This window comes from Alicyclobacillus cycloheptanicus (assembly GCF_028751525.1).
Classification (GTDB): domain Bacteria; phylum Bacillota; class Bacilli; order Alicyclobacillales; family Alicyclobacillaceae; genus Alicyclobacillus_L; species Alicyclobacillus_L cycloheptanicus.
Genome location: NZ_CP067097.1, coordinates 2,454,631 through 2,474,886, shown reverse-complemented (window position 1 = coordinate 2,474,886; position 20,256 = coordinate 2,454,631). Strand labels below are relative to the sequence as shown.

Annotated in this window: 18 protein-coding genes; 13 read left to right on the top strand and 5 right to left on the bottom strand. The window is 57.4% G+C overall.

Annotation, left to right across the window (positions count from 1 at the left end; genetic code table 11):
• Positions 1–48: 48 nt before the first annotated feature.
• Together JI721_RS11315 and rraA are read right to left on the bottom strand one after the other, a co-directional pair.
• Positions 49–741: an NUDIX hydrolase gene (locus JI721_RS11315; protein WP_274454990.1), complete on the bottom strand. Its 693-nt coding sequence runs from the start codon at positions 739–741 to the stop codon at positions 49–51.
• Positions 738–1,229, bottom strand: coding sequence for a ribonuclease E activity regulator RraA (gene rraA, locus JI721_RS11310; RefSeq protein ID WP_274454989.1), 492 nt, complete (start codon positions 1,227–1,229; stop codon positions 738–740). The genes JI721_RS11315 and rraA overlap by 4 nt, the downstream gene beginning before the upstream one ends.
• A gap of 315 nt (positions 1,230–1,544) precedes the next feature.
• On the opposite strand from rraA, the gene JI721_RS11305 reads away from it, so the two are divergent.
• A complete protein-coding gene (locus JI721_RS11305; RefSeq protein WP_274454988.1) occupies positions 1,545–2,432 on the top strand; it encodes a class I SAM-dependent methyltransferase in 888 nt (295 codons plus the stop codon).
• A gap of 101 nt (positions 2,433–2,533) precedes the next feature.
• Here JI721_RS11305 and JI721_RS11300 read toward each other — a convergent pair whose 3' ends face one another.
• Positions 2,534–3,826 (bottom strand): flagellin N-terminal helical domain-containing protein, encoded by a 1,293-nt coding sequence (locus tag JI721_RS11300; RefSeq protein ID WP_274454987.1) that lies wholly within the window; start codon positions 3,824–3,826, stop codon positions 2,534–2,536.
• 221 nt (positions 3,827–4,047) lie between these two features.
• Entirely contained in the window at positions 4,048–5,340 is a 1,293-nt protein-coding gene (locus JI721_RS11295; RefSeq protein ID WP_274454986.1) for a flagellin N-terminal helical domain-containing protein, read from the bottom strand.
• Between the two features lie 208 nt (positions 5,341–5,548).
• Between JI721_RS11295 and JI721_RS11290 the strand changes: the two genes are divergently transcribed.
• From JI721_RS11290 to JI721_RS11245, 10 genes are all read left to right on the top strand, one after another.
• The gene (locus JI721_RS11290; protein WP_274454985.1) at positions 5,549–6,115 is read left to right on the top strand and encodes a sigma-70 family RNA polymerase sigma factor; all 567 of its coding nucleotides are present in this window, start codon (positions 5,549–5,551) and stop codon (positions 6,113–6,115) included.
• 30 nt (positions 6,116–6,145) lie between these two features.
• On the top strand, positions 6,146–6,358 hold the full coding sequence (locus tag JI721_RS11285) for a flagellar biosynthesis anti-sigma factor FlgM (RefSeq protein ID WP_274454984.1): 213 nt from the start codon (positions 6,146–6,148) through the stop codon (positions 6,356–6,358).
• A 51-nt stretch (positions 6,359–6,409) separates the two neighbouring features.
• Complete coding sequence (locus JI721_RS11280) at positions 6,410–6,697, top strand: hypothetical protein (RefSeq protein WP_274454983.1); 288 nt, start codon at positions 6,410–6,412, stop codon at positions 6,695–6,697.
• 18 nt (positions 6,698–6,715) lie between these two features.
• Positions 6,716–8,791: a flagellar hook-associated protein FlgK gene (locus tag JI721_RS11275; RefSeq protein ID WP_274454982.1), complete on the top strand. Its 2,076-nt coding sequence runs from the start codon at positions 6,716–6,718 to the stop codon at positions 8,789–8,791.
• Between the two features lie 40 nt (positions 8,792–8,831).
• Positions 8,832–10,175: a flagellin N-terminal helical domain-containing protein gene (locus tag JI721_RS11270; protein WP_274454981.1), complete on the top strand. Its 1,344-nt coding sequence runs from the start codon at positions 8,832–8,834 to the stop codon at positions 10,173–10,175.
• A 29-nt stretch (positions 10,176–10,204) separates the two neighbouring features.
• Positions 10,205–11,737 (top strand): flagellar filament capping protein FliD, encoded by a 1,533-nt coding sequence (gene fliD, locus JI721_RS11265; RefSeq protein ID WP_274454980.1) that lies wholly within the window; start codon positions 10,205–10,207, stop codon positions 11,735–11,737.
• A 46-nt stretch (positions 11,738–11,783) separates the two neighbouring features.
• Positions 11,784–12,104, top strand: a complete 321-nt coding sequence (locus tag JI721_RS11260) for a hypothetical protein (RefSeq protein WP_274454979.1) — start codon at positions 11,784–11,786, stop codon at positions 12,102–12,104.
• Between the two features lie 73 nt (positions 12,105–12,177).
• Positions 12,178–14,073 (top strand): tetratricopeptide repeat-containing glycosyltransferase family 2 protein, encoded by a 1,896-nt coding sequence (locus JI721_RS11255; RefSeq protein WP_274454978.1) that lies wholly within the window; start codon positions 12,178–12,180, stop codon positions 14,071–14,073.
• Positions 14,070–14,489: a flagellar protein FliS gene (locus JI721_RS11250; RefSeq protein WP_274454977.1), complete on the top strand. Its 420-nt coding sequence runs from the start codon at positions 14,070–14,072 to the stop codon at positions 14,487–14,489. The genes JI721_RS11255 and JI721_RS11250 overlap by 4 nt, the downstream gene beginning before the upstream one ends.
• Positions 14,490–14,507: 18 nt before the next feature.
• Positions 14,508–14,882, top strand: coding sequence for a flagellar protein FlaG (locus tag JI721_RS11245; protein ID WP_274454976.1), 375 nt, complete (start codon positions 14,508–14,510; stop codon positions 14,880–14,882).
• 121 nt (positions 14,883–15,003) lie between these two features.
• Here the strand turns inward: JI721_RS11245 and JI721_RS11240 are convergent, their stop codons facing one another.
• Positions 15,004–15,417 carry a hypothetical protein gene (locus JI721_RS11240; RefSeq protein WP_274454975.1) on the bottom strand — a complete coding sequence of 138 codons (414 nt, stop codon included), beginning with the start codon at positions 15,415–15,417 and terminating at the stop codon, positions 15,004–15,006.
• 355 nt (positions 15,418–15,772) lie between these two features.
• Here JI721_RS11240 and JI721_RS11235 point away from each other — a divergent pair, with 355 nt between their 5' ends.
• Together JI721_RS11235 and JI721_RS11230 are read left to right on the top strand one after the other, a co-directional pair.
• Positions 15,773–16,606, top strand: a complete 834-nt coding sequence (locus JI721_RS11235) for a TetR/AcrR family transcriptional regulator (protein ID WP_274454974.1) — start codon at positions 15,773–15,775, stop codon at positions 16,604–16,606.
• Positions 16,584–19,865: an MMPL family transporter gene (locus JI721_RS11230; protein ID WP_274454973.1), complete on the top strand. Its 3,282-nt coding sequence runs from the start codon at positions 16,584–16,586 to the stop codon at positions 19,863–19,865. The genes JI721_RS11235 and JI721_RS11230 overlap by 23 nt, the downstream gene beginning before the upstream one ends.
• Positions 19,866–20,256: the final 391 nt, after the last annotated feature.

Genomic DNA, 20,256 nt, shown 5'->3' with positions numbered 1-20,256 from the left:
GGGTTCATTACGGTCCAACACCGGTAGGGTGCGAAGTCCAGGGGCTCCCTATGCAAGAAATTCCGGCGCCGCGCGCACAATGTCCAGAAAATGCGTGAGGATGCGGGCCGTCAGGCCCCAAATCACATACCCATCGAACTGGTAGAACAACTGCGGCACCACGCCCTGGCGCCACTTGTAGTTGCGTCCGTTCGGGATCAGATGAAAGGGGAAATCCTCACCGGGGAGGTGCTGAAACGTCATCTCGTAGACCTCCGGAGGGGTGGTGAGCAGCCGCTGCAGGCTGACCGTAAATACCTCCGCTACTTCATCTGGATTCGGGTCGATTTGCGCCGCCTCATCGATCACGCCGGCATACGGGTACACCATCAACTGCCCGAATCCGACCAGTACGTCGAGGGGACCGAGCAGCGATACGTGCCTTTTGTCGATGCAGAGTTCTTCACAAGTCTCCCGGATGGCGGTCGCCGCCTCGTCCGCGTCCTCTTCCGACACGTGGCCGCCGGGGAAACAAATCTCCCCCGCCTGCCGCCGCAGGGTGGCCGCCCGCTTCTCGAAAAGAACGGCGGGCTGCCCATCAACGTCCCGAACGATGGGTACCAGCACAGCCGTCTTCACGTAGAGGTCCTGCCCAAGCAGCCCGCGCTTGCGGGCTTGGAGCGCCGCCTGAATCGACGCCACATCCGGAACCTGTGCAAGCTCTGGCGATTGCGGTCCATCACGCCGCCTCGACGGGCTCATGCAAGCACCGCCCGCGCAGACACCACGACGCCGTCCTCATCCGCATAGACGTAGTGCCCGGGCACAAAGTCCACACCGCCAAACCGCACCGTCTCGCCCATCGCACCTTCACCCAGCTTGCGGGATTTCAGCGGATTGCTCCCCAGCGCAAAGATGCCGACCTGCTGCGACCGCAGCTCCAGCACGTCGCGCACCGCCCCGTTGACAATGATGCCCGCAACGCCCCGCTCAGCAGCGATGTTGCCCAGGTTCCCGCCCACGAGCGCACAGCGCAGGGACCCGCCGCCGTCGACCACCAGGACCGAGCCCGCTGGCGCTTCCTCCAGCGCCTGTTTCACCAACACGTTATCTTCGTACACCCGCACCGTCACGATGGGGCCGCCAAAGCGAGGGACTGCCCCGAAAGAACGAAACTGCAATTCACACACCTGGGTTTCTGCCGGATGGTCGTCGCTGATGTCCGCCGTCCGGATGGCTTCAAAGTCCACAACATCACCTCGTTCGCGCGCGCTTGGCCCGTTGACGCCCGGGCCAACTGTACGCACAGGATTCCCGGCGGCCAACACGCGCCCTGTCTGCGTTCATCTCAATACCATCTTGCACTGGAACCAGGCCGGGTGCAAGCAGAGACCCTGGTGTGAACCCGCATGGATTGAACGACCGCGCAGATTGCCATGTATAATGAAGACAAATCACGGCTCGCAAGGAGTTCGGTCAACGAAAGCCAGGCAGCATCCCTCTATCCCTTGGAAATCGTCATTCGACATCGTCAGAGGAAACAATCCACAGTGAGGAGACCACTTGTGAATCAGACGCCAGGCAATCAACAAACTGCGTATCAGCGGATCGACGCGGAGTACCAATCTTATTTGGCAGACCACCCCGACTTTAAGGAGCGGTGGCTCCTGGCCCAGACAGCGTATACCGGGCAGGAGCGACGAGCATTGTTGTCCGTTTTGCCGCTGCAGCCCGGCCAGCGCGTGCTCGATGTCGGCACGGGATTTGGCGCCATGGCGTTCGACCTCGCCGCACAGCAGGCGGTTGCAATCGACGCAGTCGATCTCGACGACACGACGCTGTCCCGAGCAGCAGAACTGTATCGTCGAATGTCCGAGCGAGCATGCTTTCATCCAGACAGCAGCATCCACTTCCGGCAATCGAATGTGTATCAACTGCCCGCTCCGGACGCTCACTACGACTTTGTCGTCGCACGCTACGTGTTCCAACACCTCAACCGTCCCGTTCAGGCCATGAAGGAAATCCTGCGCGTCCTGAAACCGGGGGGTCAAGTCTGTGTGGTGGACATCGACGATCAACTCACCCTCACCTATCCAGACCACCCAACCGGTTTCAGCCGATTGCAAGAGGCGTTTTGCAAATTGCAGGAACATCGGGGCGGCGACCGATTCGTCGGTCGCAAGCTGGCGAGTTATCTGCACGAAGCCGGATTTGTTGTGCTAGGAACGGTTGTCCAACCACAGTCACAGTTTACCGCGGCCACCCCAAACGACCTTGGGCTCCAACTGACACTCACGCGGTTCCGAGAAATACAACCAGAAATTGTGGCCCTTGGCCTCATGAGCAACGAGGGGTTCGAAGAAAATATACGATTCTTTATCGACCATGTGTGTCAGTGGCAGTTTCATACGACGGGTCAGATTGTGGCCCTCGGGCAGCGCCCCGACGATTGACGAATACGCTTCGCCGGATGCACGTTGAAGAACGCGAAAAGAGGGGGCCATGAAGCCACCCTCTTTTTTGATGCGCTTGAAAACCACAACTGAGGCCGAAACTACTGGAGCAGCTTCAGAATCATCTGCGGCTGCTGCTGCGCCTGACTCAGCATGGAGATGCCCACCTGTTCGAGCACCTGTTGCTGTGAGAACTGCGTGTACGCCGCGGCCATATCCGTGTTGGTGATGGTCGACTGCGCATTTTGCAGGTTCTGCGAGGAATTGCTCAGGTTCGACACCGTGTAGTTCAAGCGATCCTGCACGGCACCCAGCTGCGCCTGCGAACTCGACAACGTGTTGATTGCGTTTTGAATCGCAGTGATGGCTGACTGAGCAGAACCTTGCGATAAGATGTTAATGCCGTTGATGTTTGTTGCCGCTTGCCAACCATTCGTGGACTGCGGTTCGGTTGACGCAGCCGTTGGGCTCGCCAACGTGAGTGTGTCCGTTTGTGTGGAAGTGCCAGATGTACCACCGGTGGCAGCAAAATTCGTACCACTGAGCGTGATGCTCAGAGTTGCGCCTGTCGAGCTGTCACCCACTGTAACCTGCGTGGCACTCGTTAATTCGGCCGCAGAAAGTGTAACTGCCCCGCCAATGTCATTTCCGTCCGCATCCTGCAGTTGCAGCGTGCCGCCCGTTAGTGCTCCACTTCCATTGTAAGTCGCCGTCTCAACCAACGTGAGCGACATGCCACCCTGCAGGATGCTGTTGTTGGCCGATACAGCTGTCGCAATGCCGGTAGTGGCGGTACTCGTGCTGCCACCTGTGATGACGCTGCCCGTCACGTAGCCAGAGGCCATGGTCACACCTGTGGTTTGCGCCGAGCCCACACCCAGCGTTTCACTATCTGTCGCACCAATATTGAACGACATGGTCTGGCCCTGGTTGGCGCCAATCTGCAGCGTTAGCGACGTGTTGCCGGCGCCAAATTGGCCCGTCAGCAGGCTGATGCCGTTGTACTGCGTCTGGTTTGTGGTGCTGTTGATCTGCTGCGCCAGCGCGTTCATTTCCAGCTGGAGATTCGCACGGTCCGAGAAGGTATTGCCCGAGTTGGACGCCTCCGTTGCCAGCGTGGACATGGTTTGCAGAACCTGCTCAATCTGGTTCATTGCGCCAGTCGCCGTTTGAATCATGCTGATGCCGTTTTGCGCGTTTTGAGTGGCTTGGTTCAATCCGTTCACTTGCGATGTCATCTGCTGAGAAATCGCGTAGCTTGCCGGATTGTCAGCAGCGCTGTTCACCTGATTGCCTGTCGACAGTTGCTGGTATGTCGAATTCATTTGATTTTCGACATTGTTCAGGTTCGAAAGGATACTGCTTGCTGCTGAATTCGTATTGATCGATAACATGGGTCAAGCCCTCTTCCGTTATGATTTGTCGTACCTGCCTCCACGGATTGCATCGGCAAAGGCTCCACATTTTCCTGAGATCCGTCGAAAGGCTCTGGGTACTTACACAGGCCCAACGATTCGAGGGCTAGGAGAAGAGGACTTGTCGCGCAAAGCGTGCATCCATCAAAATAGCGATGGGGGCGTCGTACGCCCCCTCTTTCAATGCGACTCACTCAAGGCTACTGGAGCAGCTTCAGAATCATCTGCGGCTGCTGCTGCGCCTGACTCAGCATGGAGATGCCCACCTGTTCGAGCACCTGTTGCTGTGAGAACTGCGTGTACGCCGCGGCCATATCCGTGTTGGTGATGGTCGACTGCGCATTTTGCAGGTTCTGCGAGGAATTGCTCAGGTTCGACACCGTGTAGTTCAAGCGATCCTGCACGGCACCCAGCTGCGCCTGCGAACTCGACAACGTGTTGATTGCGTTTTGAATCGCAGTGATGGCCGCCTGAGCGGAACTTTGGGTCATGATGTTAATGCCGTTGATGTTCGTCGCCGACTGCCAACCATTCGTGGACTGCGGTTCGGTTGACCCTGCCGCTGGGCTCGCCAACGTGAGTGTGTCCGTTTGTGTAGAAGTGCCGGGTGTACCACCGGTGGAAGCGAAATTCGTACCCGTGAGCGTGATGCTCAGAGTTGCGCCTGTCGAGCTGTCACCCACTGTAACCTGCGTGGCACTCGTCAAATCGGATGCAGAAAGTGTAACTGCCCCGCCAATGTCATTTCCATCCGCATCCTGCAGTTGCAGCGTGCCGCCCGTCAGCGTGCCATCCGCAGCGTAGGTCACCGTCTCCACCAATTTAAGCGACATGCCGCCCTGCAGCAGGCTGTTGCTGGCCGTTACAGCCGACGCAATACCGGTGGTGGCGATACTCGTGCTGCCACCTGTGATGACGCTACCCGTCGCGTAGCCAGTGGTCATGTCCACGCCTGTGGTTTGTGCCGAGCCCACACCTAGCGTTTCAGCGTCTGTCGCACCAATGTTGAACGACATGGTCTGGCCCTGATTCGCACCAATCTGCAGCGTCAGCGACGTGTTGCCGGCGCCAAACTGGCCCGTCAGCAGGCTGATGCCGTTATACTGCGTCTGGTTTGTGGTGCTGTTGATCTGCTGCGCCAACGCGTTCATTTCCAGCTGGAGGTTCGCACGGTCCGAGAAGGTGTTCCCAGAGTTGGCGGCTTCAGTGGCCAACGTCGACATGGTCTGCAGAACCTGTTCAATCTGATTCATTGCGCCAGTCGCCGTTTGAATCATGCTGATGCCGTTCTGAGCGTTCTGTGTGGCTTGATTCAATCCGTTGATCTGTGACGTCATCTGTTGAGAAATCGCGTAGCTGGCGGGGTTGTCTGCGGCACTGTTCACCTTGTTCCCCGTCGACAGTTGCTGGTACGTCGAATTCATTTGACTTTCGACGTTGTTTAAATTCGCCAGAATGCTGCTCGCTGCGGAATTCGTGTTGATAGATAACATCACCCGTTACCTTCCTTCCTGGTTTTGTAGGGTTTCAATGGCCCTCATACCTTATAACGGTCAAAGATTCCTATTCTTTGCGTGCGGTCAACAAAAAAAGTCAACGTACGTCTGAAGCTGTCTCTTCCAATCACAATCTCTCCGTCCTGTCGTTTACATGTCGAACGGTGTCCAGTAGACTAGTTGGTACGAGGGAGGGATAGAACCTGTGAATCAGGAACTGTCTCCAGAGCAATCCGCTTATATTCGGAAACTAGCGCAACGTTACGTCTATTATCGGAAGAGCGCCGCCATCGATGCACAGGATTTAATGTCGGCGGCCACCCTTCGCTGGTGGCAGTTTTGTCAGCGAAATCCCGACCTGCAGGACGAACGCGTGATCCAAATCTGTTTCTATCAGCAAGTGAAGGGTGCCATGCGGGACGTGATCAGAGACTCCTCACCGGTCAAAGTCACCAGAACGATGCAGGCTCAAATGAAAGCCTACCAAAGACCGTACACCGTTGAACTCGATCACGTCATTGATATACAAGCGGGAGAAGAACACGCGGACTACGAATTGTGGATGGACGTCGTAGCGAGTCTGAAGAAGCTGCCAGAGCGGGAGCAATTGATTCTGTCTCTGTACTTTGAAAGAGATTTCAGCTTCACCGAGATTGCAGAAATTCTGGAAGTTTCCGTATCCACCGTGACGCGCGCGTACCGAAAAGCGCTGGACGCCATTAAAAAAGACTTGGCCGAGCCAAACTTGTACGCAAAAAATCAATCGCGTTGACCGTTATACAAAGTGAGGAGGCGATCACCAGTGATTCCGCCTATTAATCCGCTGAATCCCAACAGAATCTCAGCGCCCAATCCATCCGGCGCTCCATCCGATCGTCAGCGTGTCTCGCAAGACCCGGCGAGCCGGAGTCAACAAATTGACCAGATTCGGACGCAAATCAAGAATGGTCAATTCTCGGTGGACTTCGGCAGCCTGGCGAAGGCAATCATCGGAAGCGGCGCGCTGAAGGAATAACAGTCTGTCCTGTCGCTCATCCGCTGATGCCGTACAACACGGGGGTCGCATATGAATACAATCCATGACGCCTTTGACCAAATCGATAAAATCAACGCCGAGTTATTCGATGCGCTTGTCCACGGAGATGCAGAGTGTGTCAGCACACTCGTGGCCATGCAATGTGAGTGGGTTTCGAACTTCCCAAAAGACCAGTTGACGAGTGAACACCGCACAAAATTACTGGAGATCTCGTCGCAGATTCAACGCCAGCAAGCGTTGATTGGACAGGCGCTTCAAGTGTCTCAGTTTTTCTTATCGCAACTTCATCGACAGCCATCCTATTCCGCGCTTGGGTAGGACAGGACGGGGGTCACTATGGGACTTTCAACCTTTTTCGGTTTAAACATTGGTGTGAACGCCTTGGATGCCATGAACCAAGCCGAGAACGTGGTTTCCAACAACATCGCCAACCAGAATACGCCTGGATATGTGCAAGAGACGGCCAACATGGTCGAGGCCACGCCATACCCGCCGCTCGGCGAAAACACCATCGCCGGACAAGTGGGGCAAGGCGTTTTGGTCAGTTCTGTCACGCGTCAAACCAGTGCTTATATTGACCAACAGGACCGCTTGAATCAAGGCGCCTATCAAATGTACGCCACACACTCCACAGGGCTGACGGAAATTCAGGGCATTCTCAACGAGCCGAGCTCAAATGGCATGCAGAATGCCCTCGACCAATTTTTCACGGCTTGGCAAACCCTGTCCGGCTCCCCGTCTGATACAGCCGCAAGGCAGTCGGTTCTGACGCAGGCGCAGATGCTTGGCCAGACATTCAGCACCGTCACCTCACGGCTGGAACAATTGCAGTCCAGCACGTTGGCTGTGATCGAAGGGACACCGAGTTACACAATGCAAAGTGGTGCCGCATCGCCGATTGCCAGCGACGTCGAGGTGTTGAATGCACCACAGTCAGCCTCCGATACGTATAAGCTCTCGTTTCACGCGACTTCCAGCGACGGTTCTACCGCTTATACCGTTCAGTTGCAAGACGCGAACGGCAATAACATCGGCTCCCCCGTCGCCATCACGGGCGCAGGCACCTACACACTGGGCAGCAGCAACGGGCTCTTAGTCAGCGCTCAAATTCCAGACCCAAGTACACTCGTTCCGCCGGGATCGACCCTGCCGTATACGCAAACAGACACGTTCACGCCGCCCGGAGGGCAGCTTGGACAGCTGAATGAATACGCGCAGCAAATCAATCAACTCAACCAGCAAATCGTGTCTGCAAACTCCTTCGGGCAAAATGCGAATGCGCTGCTTGACCAGCGAGATTCGATTCTCGACGAGATGTCGCAGCTGGCCAATATCTCTTATGATGAAGCATCGAATGGCGCTGTGTCGGTTTCCTTGGGAAACATCGCGATGGTTTCGGCGACTGGCGGTGTGACCCCGCTCACGCTCGCGAACCTGCCGCAAGTCACGTCGGGTTCGATTGCCGGCAACCAACAGATCGTGGCGGATACACAAAATTTGTTGTCGGAGATGAATGGATTTTTGACCAGCTTCGCCTCGCAGGTCAATGCCATCCAGCAGCAGGGATACGGCGCCACGACGTCAGATGGTCAGCCCATAGCCTCCACCCCGCCGCTGTTCGATGTGAACGAGGACGCCGCAGGCAACGTGGTCTTGTCCTTGCACTCCTACGTCGGTACCGGTTCGGGCGGCACGCAGGCAAATCCAAAGGTTTCGATTGGCTCAGGGTTTTCAAGCGGATCGGGCTTGTCTGGTGTACCGGTTCAGGTGGCCTATGCCGCCTCGTACGATGACACGGGTGCACTGACGGGTGGAACGGTGCAATTGGAGGATGAGTCTGGAAACCCCATTGGACAGCCGGTGACGTTGACCGCATCGCAGCTTGCAAATGGCACCGCCATCACAGTGGGTGACCCGGCAACCAACGAGACATTGAGTTTCAATCTCAGTCCAGCCTCTGCCTTGTTTACACCAGCGCCTGTATCGGGACAAGCAGGTCCCTATACATACACACAGACGGACATGGTGGCAAACAATTCGACCACCATTACAGCAAGTGACGTGGCTGCTTCTGCGTACGCGAACCAACCTGGGGACAACACCAACGCACTGGCCATGGTGGCACTGCAGAACGATGCGAGTGCCTACAACAACGGAACGTTCGATCAGGGCATTGCGCAGATGGTATCCAACGTCGGGATCGAAGCGAATTCCGTCTCGTCCTCTGAGAGCACGGCGAACTCGCTTGCGCAGCAATCTTCTTCGATGCGTCAGTCGATTGAAGGAGTCGACGCGAATCAACAGGAAACATTGATGGTCCAGTTTCAAAACAGTTACGACGCCGCCGCGAAGTTCATCAGCATCGTGGATTCCATGCTGCAAACGCTCATTAACATGGTTTCGGGAACTTGACAGCGGGAACGAATCATCGTCGTGAGGAGGTTTGGGTTGGATGCGTGTTACGCAGAGCATGTTGACACAGCAATTCTTATATAACCTTTCAAACATCAGCCAGCAGATTCAAACGGACCAAAACGAATCTTCGACTGGAAAGTTATTGAATGAGCCTTCCGACAATCCCTTGGCTGTCTCTCAGGATATGGCCATCCGCGCAACACTGGCGCAGTCCACAGCATACCAAGGGGTCATTACCAATGGCTTGGCTTGGATGAACAATACAAGTTCCACCATACAGAACATGATCACGACCTTGCAATCCGTCCAGGCCAACGTTACGGAAGCACTGAGCAGCACCAGCGCCAACGCAGCCGATTTGCAGGCACTGACCACAACGACGCAGCAGTTGGTCAATCAGATCTACGACGATGTCAATGCATCGCAGAGCGGTAGTTTTCTCTTCTCCGGCACACAGACCAATGTCGCTGCGTCTGACATCGCTTCTGGCACGCTGCTGACCACGGGGAATTCGACAAGTTTCTATGAGGCGCCCGGCAGTGGAAACGGCTCCTCCGGGGTATCGCAGTCTGCGGCACCGCAGCCGATTGCGTCCTCCCTCCAGGACCCAAATGGCCTGCTCGATGCGAATACAACGTATAAGCTTGTGCTGACTGCGTCCTCCATTCAGTCGGATGGCTCCATCCAGAGCGGAACCATCCAGTTGGAGACCCAAAGCGGAACCGTCGTGGCAAGCGGCACCATCCCTTCGGGTTCAAGCAGCGGGGCGACCATCACTTTGTCTGACACAAACGGCGGCAGTCTCAGCCTGACCCTTGGCAACGTATTTCAGGTGTCACCGGGTGCGTCGGGGACGCTTTCCTACCAGCAAACGGATGTCCTGGCGCCGAGCGCGGGAGCGGCATCAAAAATGAACTACGAGGTGTCACAGGGGGTTGCCATTCCGGTCAATGTTACGGCCGCTGACCTTTTTCACACCGTTCCGCCGGGAGCTTCAGGTGACCTGCAGTCCACCCTGGCCAATATCGTCAATACCCTATCCGCCATGACGCAGGAAGCGTCCAGTGGATCGACGTCATCGCAGTACCAATCGCTGGTGCAGTCCCTGCAGTCGTATTTCAGTGACCTGCAGGCCAACACCAATTACATGACCAGTGTGAATGCGGACCTGGGAACACGCATTCAAAGCATGACGGCCGTGCAAAACCAAATGTCGACCTATGTTCAGTCCCTCACCACGCAGCAAGGCAATCTCGAAAACGCAGATATGGCCACTGTGCTTACGAAATACTCGACGGTCCAGACTGTGTATGAAGCCGCATTGCAAATTGGCGCACAAATCTTGCTGCCGAGTCTGCTGAACTATTTGCCAAACGGTTAATCTGCCGAATCATAAAGGGGTGAGCCTTCATGTCTGTGTCATTGCAACAGTTGCAACAGCAGTTGAACTCCATTCCGAACGTTACCGGAAACGGCGTACCTGTACAAACATACGCCTCAGAAGAACAGCAAATTCTGACGCAGGAGTTAACGTCCGAACCGGATGCGGAGTTGACCACCATCTCGAATCAGACGAGCGCGTTGAATTCTCTGCAGACGGCTTTACAGCAACTCCAGACCGCGACGCAATCGCTCGCCAGCGCCCAGACCTGGACCCCTGTGAATGCAGTGTCTTCGAACACATCGGCGTTCACCGTGTCCGCAGGAGCAGGCGCACTGGTTTCGTCTTTTGGCGTGACCATCACGAATCTCGCGCAAAATCAGGTTACCGTAGCCGCCGCCAGTGTCACGACCGCGTCCGCCAGCGGAACATTTTCCATCAACTACAACGCCGGCACCTCCGGAACCGCATCGGTGACCATCGACGTCACCGAAGGGGAGCGTCTCAGCGACATTATTGCTGCCATCAATGAACAGACACCCACGACGGGTGTAGAAGCATTCGTGATGGGCAACAATCAACTCGCCTTTGCCAGTAAGTCGACGGGAGCGGATGCGGCGTTCACCGTGTCGGATGTCACGGGAGACTTCATCTCCTCGCTGAATCTCCAGACAACGGAATCCGCGCAAGATGCCACGATTGTCGTGGGAGGCACGACCATTACTTCTTCCACCAACACGTTTTCGAACGTGATTCCCGGCGTGACCCTGACCGCCCTATCGTCTGGAACCGGCACCCTCAGCGTCACCCAGAATACTTCGGATGTTGTTTCTTCTGTCCAGAATTGGATGACGGCCTATAACAATGTCATCGACCTGTTGAACAAAGATACAGCCTATACTCCAGCGACGGCGTCCTCAGCTGCATCATCCGGCCCCCTGTCTGGTGACGCGACCGCAACCGGGCTTTTGGCGCAGCTGCCAAATGCGCTCAACTCGCTGGTCTCCAGCTCGAAACTCCAATCGCTGTCGGCGATTGGCATCGTCGTTGACCCCAATACGGGTCACCTGGAATTCCAATCGTCATCTGGGTTCACCATCAACGGCAAAACGTTTGGCGGTTCCTTGCAAGACGGCCAAACCATGTTCCAAAACGCGCTGGAGCAAAACCCCTCCGACGTCGAAGCGTTGTTTGGCGTTGTGCCCAACACCACACTCGCCACGGTCATCCCACAGTCAGGTGTTCTTGGGAACCTCAACAACACGCTCGACCAGTACCTCGGCTTTGGCAGCATCCAGGGGATGATTCCAAACGAGCTCACATCCCTGCAAACGCAGACAAACAATATCAATCAGTATTTGAACCAGGTCAATCAGGAAATCGCGAACCGCATTGCCAACTTTACGGCACAATTGAACGCACTCAACGCAAGTCTGCAGCATGCGCAGGCACAAATGTCCTTGCTCAGCTCCCTGTTCTCCGGCGTAACAGGTTCGAGTACGAGCAGCAGCTCGAGCAGTTCAAGCGGCTCAAGCAGTTCCAGCAGTTCATCCAACAGTTAATCATGGTGTGCAGACGCAGTGATTTGCGACACGAGCAGGTGGGAAAATGGATGTCCAGGAACATCTTCGTAAAATTCGCGCCAACTATGCGGAAGTGACCGCAGCGCTCGAACAAAAGGACTTTCAGAACGTCTTCCTTGCCATGGAACGACGGTCGACCCTGATTGCCCAGCTTGTCGAACAGTTAGGGGCAAACGATGACACCGATACGAGCGAGTTGCTGGCGGATGCATCCGAACTGCAGACGATGATTGACGACTCCATTCGGATGGTGTCCGAACAGCTGCACGCCCTGCAGTCTTCAGCGCATGTTCATCGTTCCTACGCGTCGTTTCGGCGCGGCGCAGTGGCCGCGAAACACGAATAGACTTCTCACGGTAAAGGGTGTAACCAACTTGCTATTGTCTGCTTGCATGATTGTCAAAAATGAAGAGGCAACATTGGAAAGGTGCCTGGCGTCACTCTCCGGTGTGGCCGATGAAATTATCGTGGTGGATACTGGTTCCACCGATCGAACGGTTGAGATTGCAGAGGCGCATGGTGCAAGGGTCTTCCCCTTTGCATGGGACAACAATTTCGCCCACGCCCGAAACGAATCCCTTCGCCATGCCAATGGTGAATGGATTTTGGTGATTGATGCGGATGAATACCTGGATGAGCAAAAGAAACTCGGCTTGCGCGCCTTCCTTCAAGAAACGTCTGCCGAAGGTGTCCTCGTCACGCAAAAAAACTATATGGGTTCGCTGCAAAACATCACCAAAATCATGCCGATTCGCGTGATGCGGCTGTTTCGCCGCGGACACTATTATTCGGGGTCGATCCATGAGCAAATCGCCTACTCCGTCGAAAAAACCGGTAAACCGATTACGAGTTTTGACCTGGACTTACATCACGTTGGCTACACCGAGGAATTTGTACGGAAAAGAGCGAAATCCGAGCGCAACACCATCCTGCTGGAAAAAGAACTCAGCCAGGACCCAGAAAATTTGTTCCACCGGTCCAATTTGATGGCTGAGTACATCATTACGCGACAGTTTCAACAAGCGGCAGAACTGGGTGACACGACATTTCGAATGCTCAAGCGCACGCCTGTGCAGAACTGGCCAAACTTCGCAGCGCGTATTCACCTGCACTGGATCGGCGCACTCTGGGAAATCAACGAAAAGGAACGCGCCCTTCAGCATGCCGCGGAAGGCATCGAGTACTTTCCCTGGTTTACCGATTTGAAGCGGCACTATGCCACCATGCTGATGCAGCAAGGAGACTGGCAGGGCGCGGAGCGCGTTTTGATGGCTTGTCGAAAACAAGGGGATACAAAACAGGGACTGATTGAGTTCACAGAAGGCATGGGGACCTATTTTGCTGCCATGGACCTGGGCACTGTGTGGTCGTGGCTTGGCGACGACATCGTCGCGAGAAAGTGGTACCTGCAGGCCTTTCTGGAGAACCCGACCCTTTCGTCCTGCGTCGTGCAGCTCGTGTATCTCCTGCCCCCCGTCGGCGATTTCCTGAAAGAGCACATCGAATCCCGAATCGTGGACGGCATGACGTACGGGATGTACGCCGAGACCTATGCGATTCGCGGCATCGCGGGGGCGGACGGCGTGATCGAACGAGCCAAGGCAGCATTCGGTGCGTCGGAAATGACCCAGCGCGCGGAAATGGCGACCCTCGTCCAAGAGGGGATTGACCGCATGGAGGCCCACGTTCACGAGTCCCCGCATGAATTCAACTGGTACCTGCTCGGACTGCGGCAACTCGAACTTGGTGATGAGCAAGCAGCATTGGCGTCTCTGGCGAAGGGCGGCGTGCGCGGTGAATATATCGTGAAAACGCATCGACTCCTGACCACTTCGGACGACGCACGGTGGGGTATCCAATTTGTCGCCAGAGACCTGGCCGCAATGCGATGCACCAACTTGCTGCGGAAATGGCTGCCTTTTGCGACGGGTTTGCACGACGTGTGGCTGTACCTGAAGCATTCTCCGGTCGGACAGGTGCTGGAGGAAGTGGACTGGCCAGGGGGCACCGTGTACGAGTGTGAGCAGAATGCCCTGCGCTGCTTCAAACAGAAGGATTTTGCGGGTGCATCCCATTGGGTCGCCAAGGCAAAGCAATTTTCGCAAACCGTGACGCAGGTTCTGTTGTCCTGCGATGTAGCGCTCGCGAACCATGACATCCAAGGGGCTCGGCATGTTGTTTATGAGGGAAAGAAGCGATTTCCTGAGTCAGAAGCGATTAAGAACGCTTCAGCCGTGGTACACCCGCAGGTGAATCCGGTCGATTTGCTCAACCAAATGTCGAATGCACAAGCAGCCGGAGGTGCTTTGCATTGAATCCGCATGATGCCTATCGAAGGTCATCCGTGTACACGACGCCCCTGCATGTATTGCTTTCGCAGCTTCATCGACAGGCTGGCGTGTTTACGCGCCAGGCCGCTGAGTTTGCGGCCAATGGCGACACCATCAACGCGCGCAAGCACATTCAATACACAGAGGATATTATTGCGTTTTTACGTTCCTCCCTCGATATGAGCTTGGAGGTCTCGCAAAAAACGGATGCAACGTATTCATATTATTACAATATCCTGGTACAATGGTTTTTAGATCCCAGTGTAGTCCCCGATGAGTATTCCGCCATGCTGGAATTCTGGGACAGTTGGGCAACGACTTGGGCGCAAGCGTCGAGCGCAGCCTCGAATGAACGAGCGTACATCAAGATTCCGCACGATTCTTCGCCGTCCCCAGATTAGCTCGAGAGGGCGATGACGATGAGCAGTATCATCGGAATGTATGTTCCACAGGTTCCGGCAGCCGAAGCGCCGCGGTCAGCAGCGGATCCGACGCGGCCAGCAAGTGAAGCGAATCGGCCGGACGCTGGCGAACTGTCGAATCCGTCAAAAACGTCCGTTTCGCCTGGAAGTCTGTCCATATTCTCGAGGGCAGTCGAACAACTCGCACAAAAAACAGGAAATGCTTCCCTGCAGGTGGAGTTTGACACACAGAAACACCCCGGTGAAGTCTGGCTGAACGTCGTCGACAAGAATACCGGACAAATTTTGTTTGAAATTCCCGCGCAAGCCATACGGCAGATGGAACAGGGAAACATGAACTCAGCCGGTATCCTGGTTGACCGGTCTCTGTAAGCTTCCCGTGCAGGATGAATCCGGCGAGGGTTTCCCCTCGCCGTCTCTCGCATCCGCGGATGGCATCGTACAGTACGGCCATAACCGCCGTTTCCTTTGTTCATGCAGTGACGGTGCGGATTCACCGCTGCCACTCTGCCACTTTCATCGACAGCTGCTCCAGCAATTGGTCGTTCCGGTCGCGCAGTGGTTCGAGCGCCGCCAAGCGCGCGCGGGCGCGATCGCAAAAGTCTTCATCCCGCCACGCACACTCAGAAATTTTGCGAATACAGGTAGATGACTCGGCCACCAAGTGACGAATTCGTTCTGTGTCCGCCTCCAGTAGGGCCGCTGAAAGTTCCATGGTCAACTGCTCGAATTGGTCGAGAAACGCATCGTCTCGCGATACGCGGCGCCGGTCGCCGGACCGTCCCTCGTGACAGGGCTCGCCCCCCGTTCCTTTGCCACTCCCTATCGCGTCCTCCTCGGCACCCGATGTGTCGTGTTCTGTCCGATCGAGATTTCTGTCGCGCTCGGTCTTGTTTGTGTCGTCCATTTTGAAACCTCGCATTTCGATTTGGTTCATCGATCATCCCGTGGATGGGCGCTGGTTGACCGCGGACGTCTGCCAAACAGTCATCCGGAAAGCGGTCACCCACTCTGCAAAGATTCGACAGGCACCTTCGAAGTCCTGTCAAAACCGGGGCCAAAAATCGTCCGGGCCAGCGGTTTGCCTTTGTTGTGCCTGTAGTTTGCCTTTCCGTGACAGTGGTGCTATAACATTTACATACTCTTTAGTATTCGTATGTCATACGTCTGCGTATCTAAGCGTGAACCAATGGGTGAACAAAGGCACGAACAAAGCCTGACATGCATGAGGACGCAGTGGAAACGATGGGAGGTCGCGGAGGATGGACAACGATTTGCGCCAGGTCATCCTCGACGCCGCGTACGAATTGGCCCGGGAGCGTCCGGCCGACCAAATCGGGTATGCGGACATCGCGCGCAAGGCGAATGTTCACTGGACCACCGTGCGCCGCCACCTCGGGCCGCGGGAGCACTTGCGTTCGCTCCTCCGGGCCGAGCAGGCCTCGACCGGGATGGAATTGAACGACACGCGATCGCGCATCCTGACCGCAGCCGAACGGGTTTTCGCGGAAAAAGGGTATTCCGGCTCGTCGTTGGACGATGTGGCCGCCGCGGCAGGGCTGACGAAGGGCGCGGTCTACTGGCACTTCGCGAGCAAGAGTGACTTGTTTCTGTCTATCTTGGAACGAAACGTGTTCGAACATGTACGTTTGCTGCCGAACGAATTCGAGGCCATCGCCGAGTCGGACAATCGACCTCAAGCGGTGGTCGCCTGGCTGCGGACAGAATTGGAGCGGCTGACGGCCGACCGCAGCCAGGCCATGTTGTTCTTTGAATTTGTCTCGTCGACGCGGGACGAGGCCGTCGAGATGAGTATGCGCGAGGTGCGCCAGCGGGCGCTCGCCGAAGCCTTGCCGTTGATTGAATCCCTGCAGCGGCGGGGCTTGCTGACGGACGCCGTCGACCCAGCCACGATTGGGCGGATGGTGCTGGCGCTGTTTGACGGACTGACACTGGCGTGGATTGTCGACGCCGAGCACATGAACCCGACTGCGTCCGTGGATGCCCTGGCACGCTTGCTGCTTCAGGGCATGGCCGGGCCGCTGCTCAATCAAGAAAACGGAGGGAATCAGCGTGACACAAGCACCGAATCCTAGACAGACACACCCACACGGAGAGCGGTCATTTGCAGCTCGCTACGCCCGCTTTATCACACGGCTTCGGTGGCCGATTGTCGCGTTCTGGCTGGTCGTCACCGCGGCGTCGATGTTCTTGCTGCCGAGCCTCAACAAGGTGGTCTCCCACACGCAAACCACCTATCTGCCGAACAGTTCACCCGTCGTCACGGGCCAAAACTTGCTGAAGCGGGTCGATCCCGGCAATACCTCCGCAAGCACCGCTGTCATCGCCATCACCAACCCGCACGGGCTGACGGCGGCTGACAAGTCGTACTTCGCGGCGCAGCTTGCCAAGGTGGACGCGCATCGCGGGGCGTACGGTGTCAACAGCGTGCAGGACATCGCGAACACAGACAAAAGCCTCGCGTCCTCGTTCGTCAGCAAGGATGGCACCACGGAAATCGCGCTGGTCGGCTTCCCCACCAGCGATGTCGACGACAAGACGTCAGCGGCGCTGACGAAACTGCACACCGTGTTTCACGCACCACCGTCCGACGTCAAGGTCTACTTCACGGGGGACGCGCCGATTCAGCTCGACGACATGCAAATTTCCCAGTCGGGTGTGGATAAAACGGCTGGCATCACGGTAGCGCTCGTCCTCATCATCCTGCTGCTCGTGTTCCGCTCGGTCATCGCGCCGTTCGTCACGCTGATTTCCATCGGCCTCTCGTTCCTCATCACCTCGGGGGTCGTTGCCTGGCTGGCCGAGCGCGGCCTGCCGGTCTCGAGCTTCACGCAGACGTTCCTTATCGCTGTTCTGTTTGGCGCGGGCACGGACTATTCGATTATCCTCATGAACCGCTTCCGCGAGGAGATGACGCGGGAGCACGGCGACAAGGTCCGCGCGCTGGCGGACGCCGTCGGGGCCGTTTCGAAGACTGTGATGTTCAGCGGCGCCACGGTGCTGGTGTCGTTTGCGGTGCTCTACTTCGCCAAGTTCGGGCTCTATCGCAGCGCTGTGGGGGTGGCGATTGGCGTCGCGATCACGCTGATTACCTGCTTGACCCTGATTCCTTCGCTCATGAGCCTGCTGGGGCCGTCCATGTACTGGCCGCGCCGGCCGAAACCGGGCGCCTCGCACAAGCCGTCCTGGTTTTGGACGGGAACCAGCCGCATCGCGGCGCGTCGGCCGTGGTGGACGCTGTTGGCCTTGTGTGTCGTCTTGATTCCGATCGCGCTTTTGTTCACGAACGACCGCACGTTCAACCCGATGGACGACATTCCGAGCGCTCCGTCTGTCTCCGGGTTTAAGACGGTGTCGAACGCATTCGGCCCTGGCAATGTGATGCCGAGCCAGATTGTGTTGAAGACGTCGGCGAATCTGCGGACCTCGGCCGGCTTAACGACGATCGAAAACATCTCGAACGCGCTGGTCAGCCTCCCTTCCATCTCGCAGGTGGACAGCGCAACGCGCCCCACGGGTGCAGTGGTGGCTGACTTCCAGATTGCGAACCAGAACCAGCAGGCTGCGGCTGGCCTCGGCAAGGTGCAAAATGGGTTGACTCAGCTGCAGAACCAACTCGGGGCTGCTGGCGCCAAGGTGAGCGGCGGTTCGCACGGCAGCGCGAACCAACTGGTCAGCGGCTCGGCGCAAGTGACCTCCGGCATTCAGCAGCTCGGCACAGGCCTCTCTTCGCTGTCGACGGGGGCAAACAAACTGGCGAACGGCGCGAGCCAGGCGGCGAACGGTGCAGCGCAGCTCCAGACGAACCTGCAGAAGCTGGCGTCCGCCCTGCAGCAATCGGAGCAAGGCGCCTCCCAGCTTTCGCAGGGGCTGAGCCAGTCCGCAACAGCGGCGAACCAACTCCAGTCCGGCACGGGTCAGCTGTCGGACGCCGCGCAGCAGTTGCAGCAGAGCGCGTCTGCACTGGCGAACGCGCTTGCGGCTTGGGCACAGGCGCACCCGGATGCGCAAAGCGACCCGCAGTGGACACAGATTGAGCAGTTGGCACAGGCCCAGCAGACGGGCACGCAGCAGCTGGCGGGCGCCGCAGCGCAGGTCAACCAGGATACGGGGCAGTTGGCGACGGGCATCGCAAAACTCAACACCGGCGCCACCCAGCTCGACCAGGGCCTCACACAGGCATCCGGCGGCGCCTCGCAGTTAGCGACGGGTGCTGGCAAAGTGGCGAACGGCGTGAACAGCGTCGCCAGCGGTGCGGCTTCGGTCAGCAGCGGTGCCGGCAAAATGGCCAGCAGCACGGGCGCGTTGGCCAGTGGCAGTCAGCAGGTCACCGGCGGGATCCAGACGTTGACCTCGTCCCTCGGCCTGCTGTCGCCTGGCCTGAATCAGGCGGTGTCAGGCATTGGCCAGTTGAACAGCGGTGTGTCGCAGGTGAAGGGATACCTGACGTCATCGTCGGCAGCGAAACACGAGGGCAATCCCGGGTTTTACGTTCCGGCCTCGACGGTCACATCGGACGCGTCCCTGCTGAAGGCGATGAACGCCTACATTTCGCCGGACGGTCATGTCGCGAAGTTCACGATTGTGCTGACGTCGAACCCATACTCGTCGACGGCCATCAACGATGTGCCGGGCATCGAACACGCAGCCCAGGTCGCGCTGCAGAGCAGCCCGGTGCATACCGGCACGATTTACGCAGCGGGGACGACGCCGACACAGGCCGCGCTCAACCAGATCTCCACGCAGGACTTTACGCGGACGGTGGCGCTGATTCTCATCGCGATTTTCATTTTGCTGGTGTTGATGCTGCGGTCCATCGTGACGCCGGTGTACATCATCATGTCGCTGGCGGGCACGTACTTTGTCACGATGGGACTTTTGCAGACCCTTACGCTGCATGTGCTGCACAAACCTGGGCTCAGCTGGCCGGTGCCGTTCTTCGTGTTTCTGCTGCTGGTCGCACTGGGCGTCGACTACAGCATCTTCCTGATGTCGCGGTATGAGGAGGAGATGGCCCGGGGGCTGAGCCCCAGGCAGGCGATCCAAACGGCCATGGGGCATATGGGCAATGTGATTTTCTCGGCCGCTTTGATCATGGCGGGTACGTTTGGCTCGATGATCGCGGCCGGCGTCTCGTCGCTGGTGGAAATCGGGATGTCGGTCATCATCGGCCTGCTGCTCTACTTCGCGGTGATGCTCGGCTTCTTCGTGCCAGCGGCCGCGACGGTGCTGGGGCGGGCCCACTTCTGGCCCTTCGCGAGCGAGCGGGACGGCGATGGTGAACCGGGTGTGCGGAAATCGCGCCCGATGGGCGAACCGAACCCGGCGGAGTAGCAAGGGAGTGCGTTGAGGCGTCCGGGGCGGTGGCGGCGGTGAGCCGGACGCGCACCCGGCGGGAGGGAGCACCAGGCGGGAGGGAGCACTCGGACCTTAAGGCGCCTTTCGTTCCTTAGTGGGGGTCCGGCACAGCCGGACCTTCCGACTTAAGGCGCCTTTCCTTCCCTCGCCTCCAGCCAGCGGCGCAGGCACTCGAACCTTAAGGCGCCTTTCCTTCCTAATCGGGGGTCCGGCACAGCCGGACCTTCCGACTTAGGGCACCTTTCCTTCCCTCGCCTCCAGCCAGCGGCGCAGGCACTCGAACCTTAAGGCGCCTTTCGTTCCTAATCGGGGGTCCGGCACAGCCGGACCTTCCGACTTAGGGCACCTTTCCTTCCCTCGCCTCCAG

What these genes read in the sequence shown, in the direction of transcription:
- JI721_RS11315 (WP_274454990.1), bottom strand. Translation starts at nt 741, where the DNA reads ATGAGCCCGTCGAGGCGGCGTGATGGACCGCAATCGCCAGAGCTTGCA.
- JI721_RS11300 (WP_274454987.1), bottom strand. Translation starts at nt 3,826, where the DNA reads ATGTTATCGATCAATACGAATTCAGCAGCAAGCAGTATCCTTTCGAAC.
- JI721_RS11295 (WP_274454986.1), bottom strand. Translation starts at nt 5,340, where the DNA reads ATGTTATCTATCAACACGAATTCCGCAGCGAGCAGCATTCTGGCGAAT.
- JI721_RS11280 (WP_274454983.1), top strand. Translation starts at nt 6,410, where the DNA reads ATGAATACAATCCATGACGCCTTTGACCAAATCGATAAAATCAACGCC.
- JI721_RS11275 (WP_274454982.1), top strand. Translation starts at nt 6,716, where the DNA reads ATGGGACTTTCAACCTTTTTCGGTTTAAACATTGGTGTGAACGCCTTG.
- JI721_RS11270 (WP_274454981.1), top strand. Translation starts at nt 8,832, where the DNA reads ATGCGTGTTACGCAGAGCATGTTGACACAGCAATTCTTATATAACCTT.
- fliD (WP_274454980.1), top strand. Translation starts at nt 10,205, where the DNA reads ATGTCTGTGTCATTGCAACAGTTGCAACAGCAGTTGAACTCCATTCCG.
- JI721_RS11260 (WP_274454979.1), top strand. Translation starts at nt 11,784, where the DNA reads ATGGATGTCCAGGAACATCTTCGTAAAATTCGCGCCAACTATGCGGAA.
- JI721_RS11245 (WP_274454976.1), top strand. Translation starts at nt 14,508, where the DNA reads ATGAGCAGTATCATCGGAATGTATGTTCCACAGGTTCCGGCAGCCGAA.
- JI721_RS11240 (WP_274454975.1), bottom strand. Translation starts at nt 15,417, where the DNA reads ATGGACGACACAAACAAGACCGAGCGCGACAGAAATCTCGATCGGACA.
- JI721_RS11235 (WP_274454974.1), top strand. Translation starts at nt 15,773, where the DNA reads ATGGACAACGATTTGCGCCAGGTCATCCTCGACGCCGCGTACGAATTG.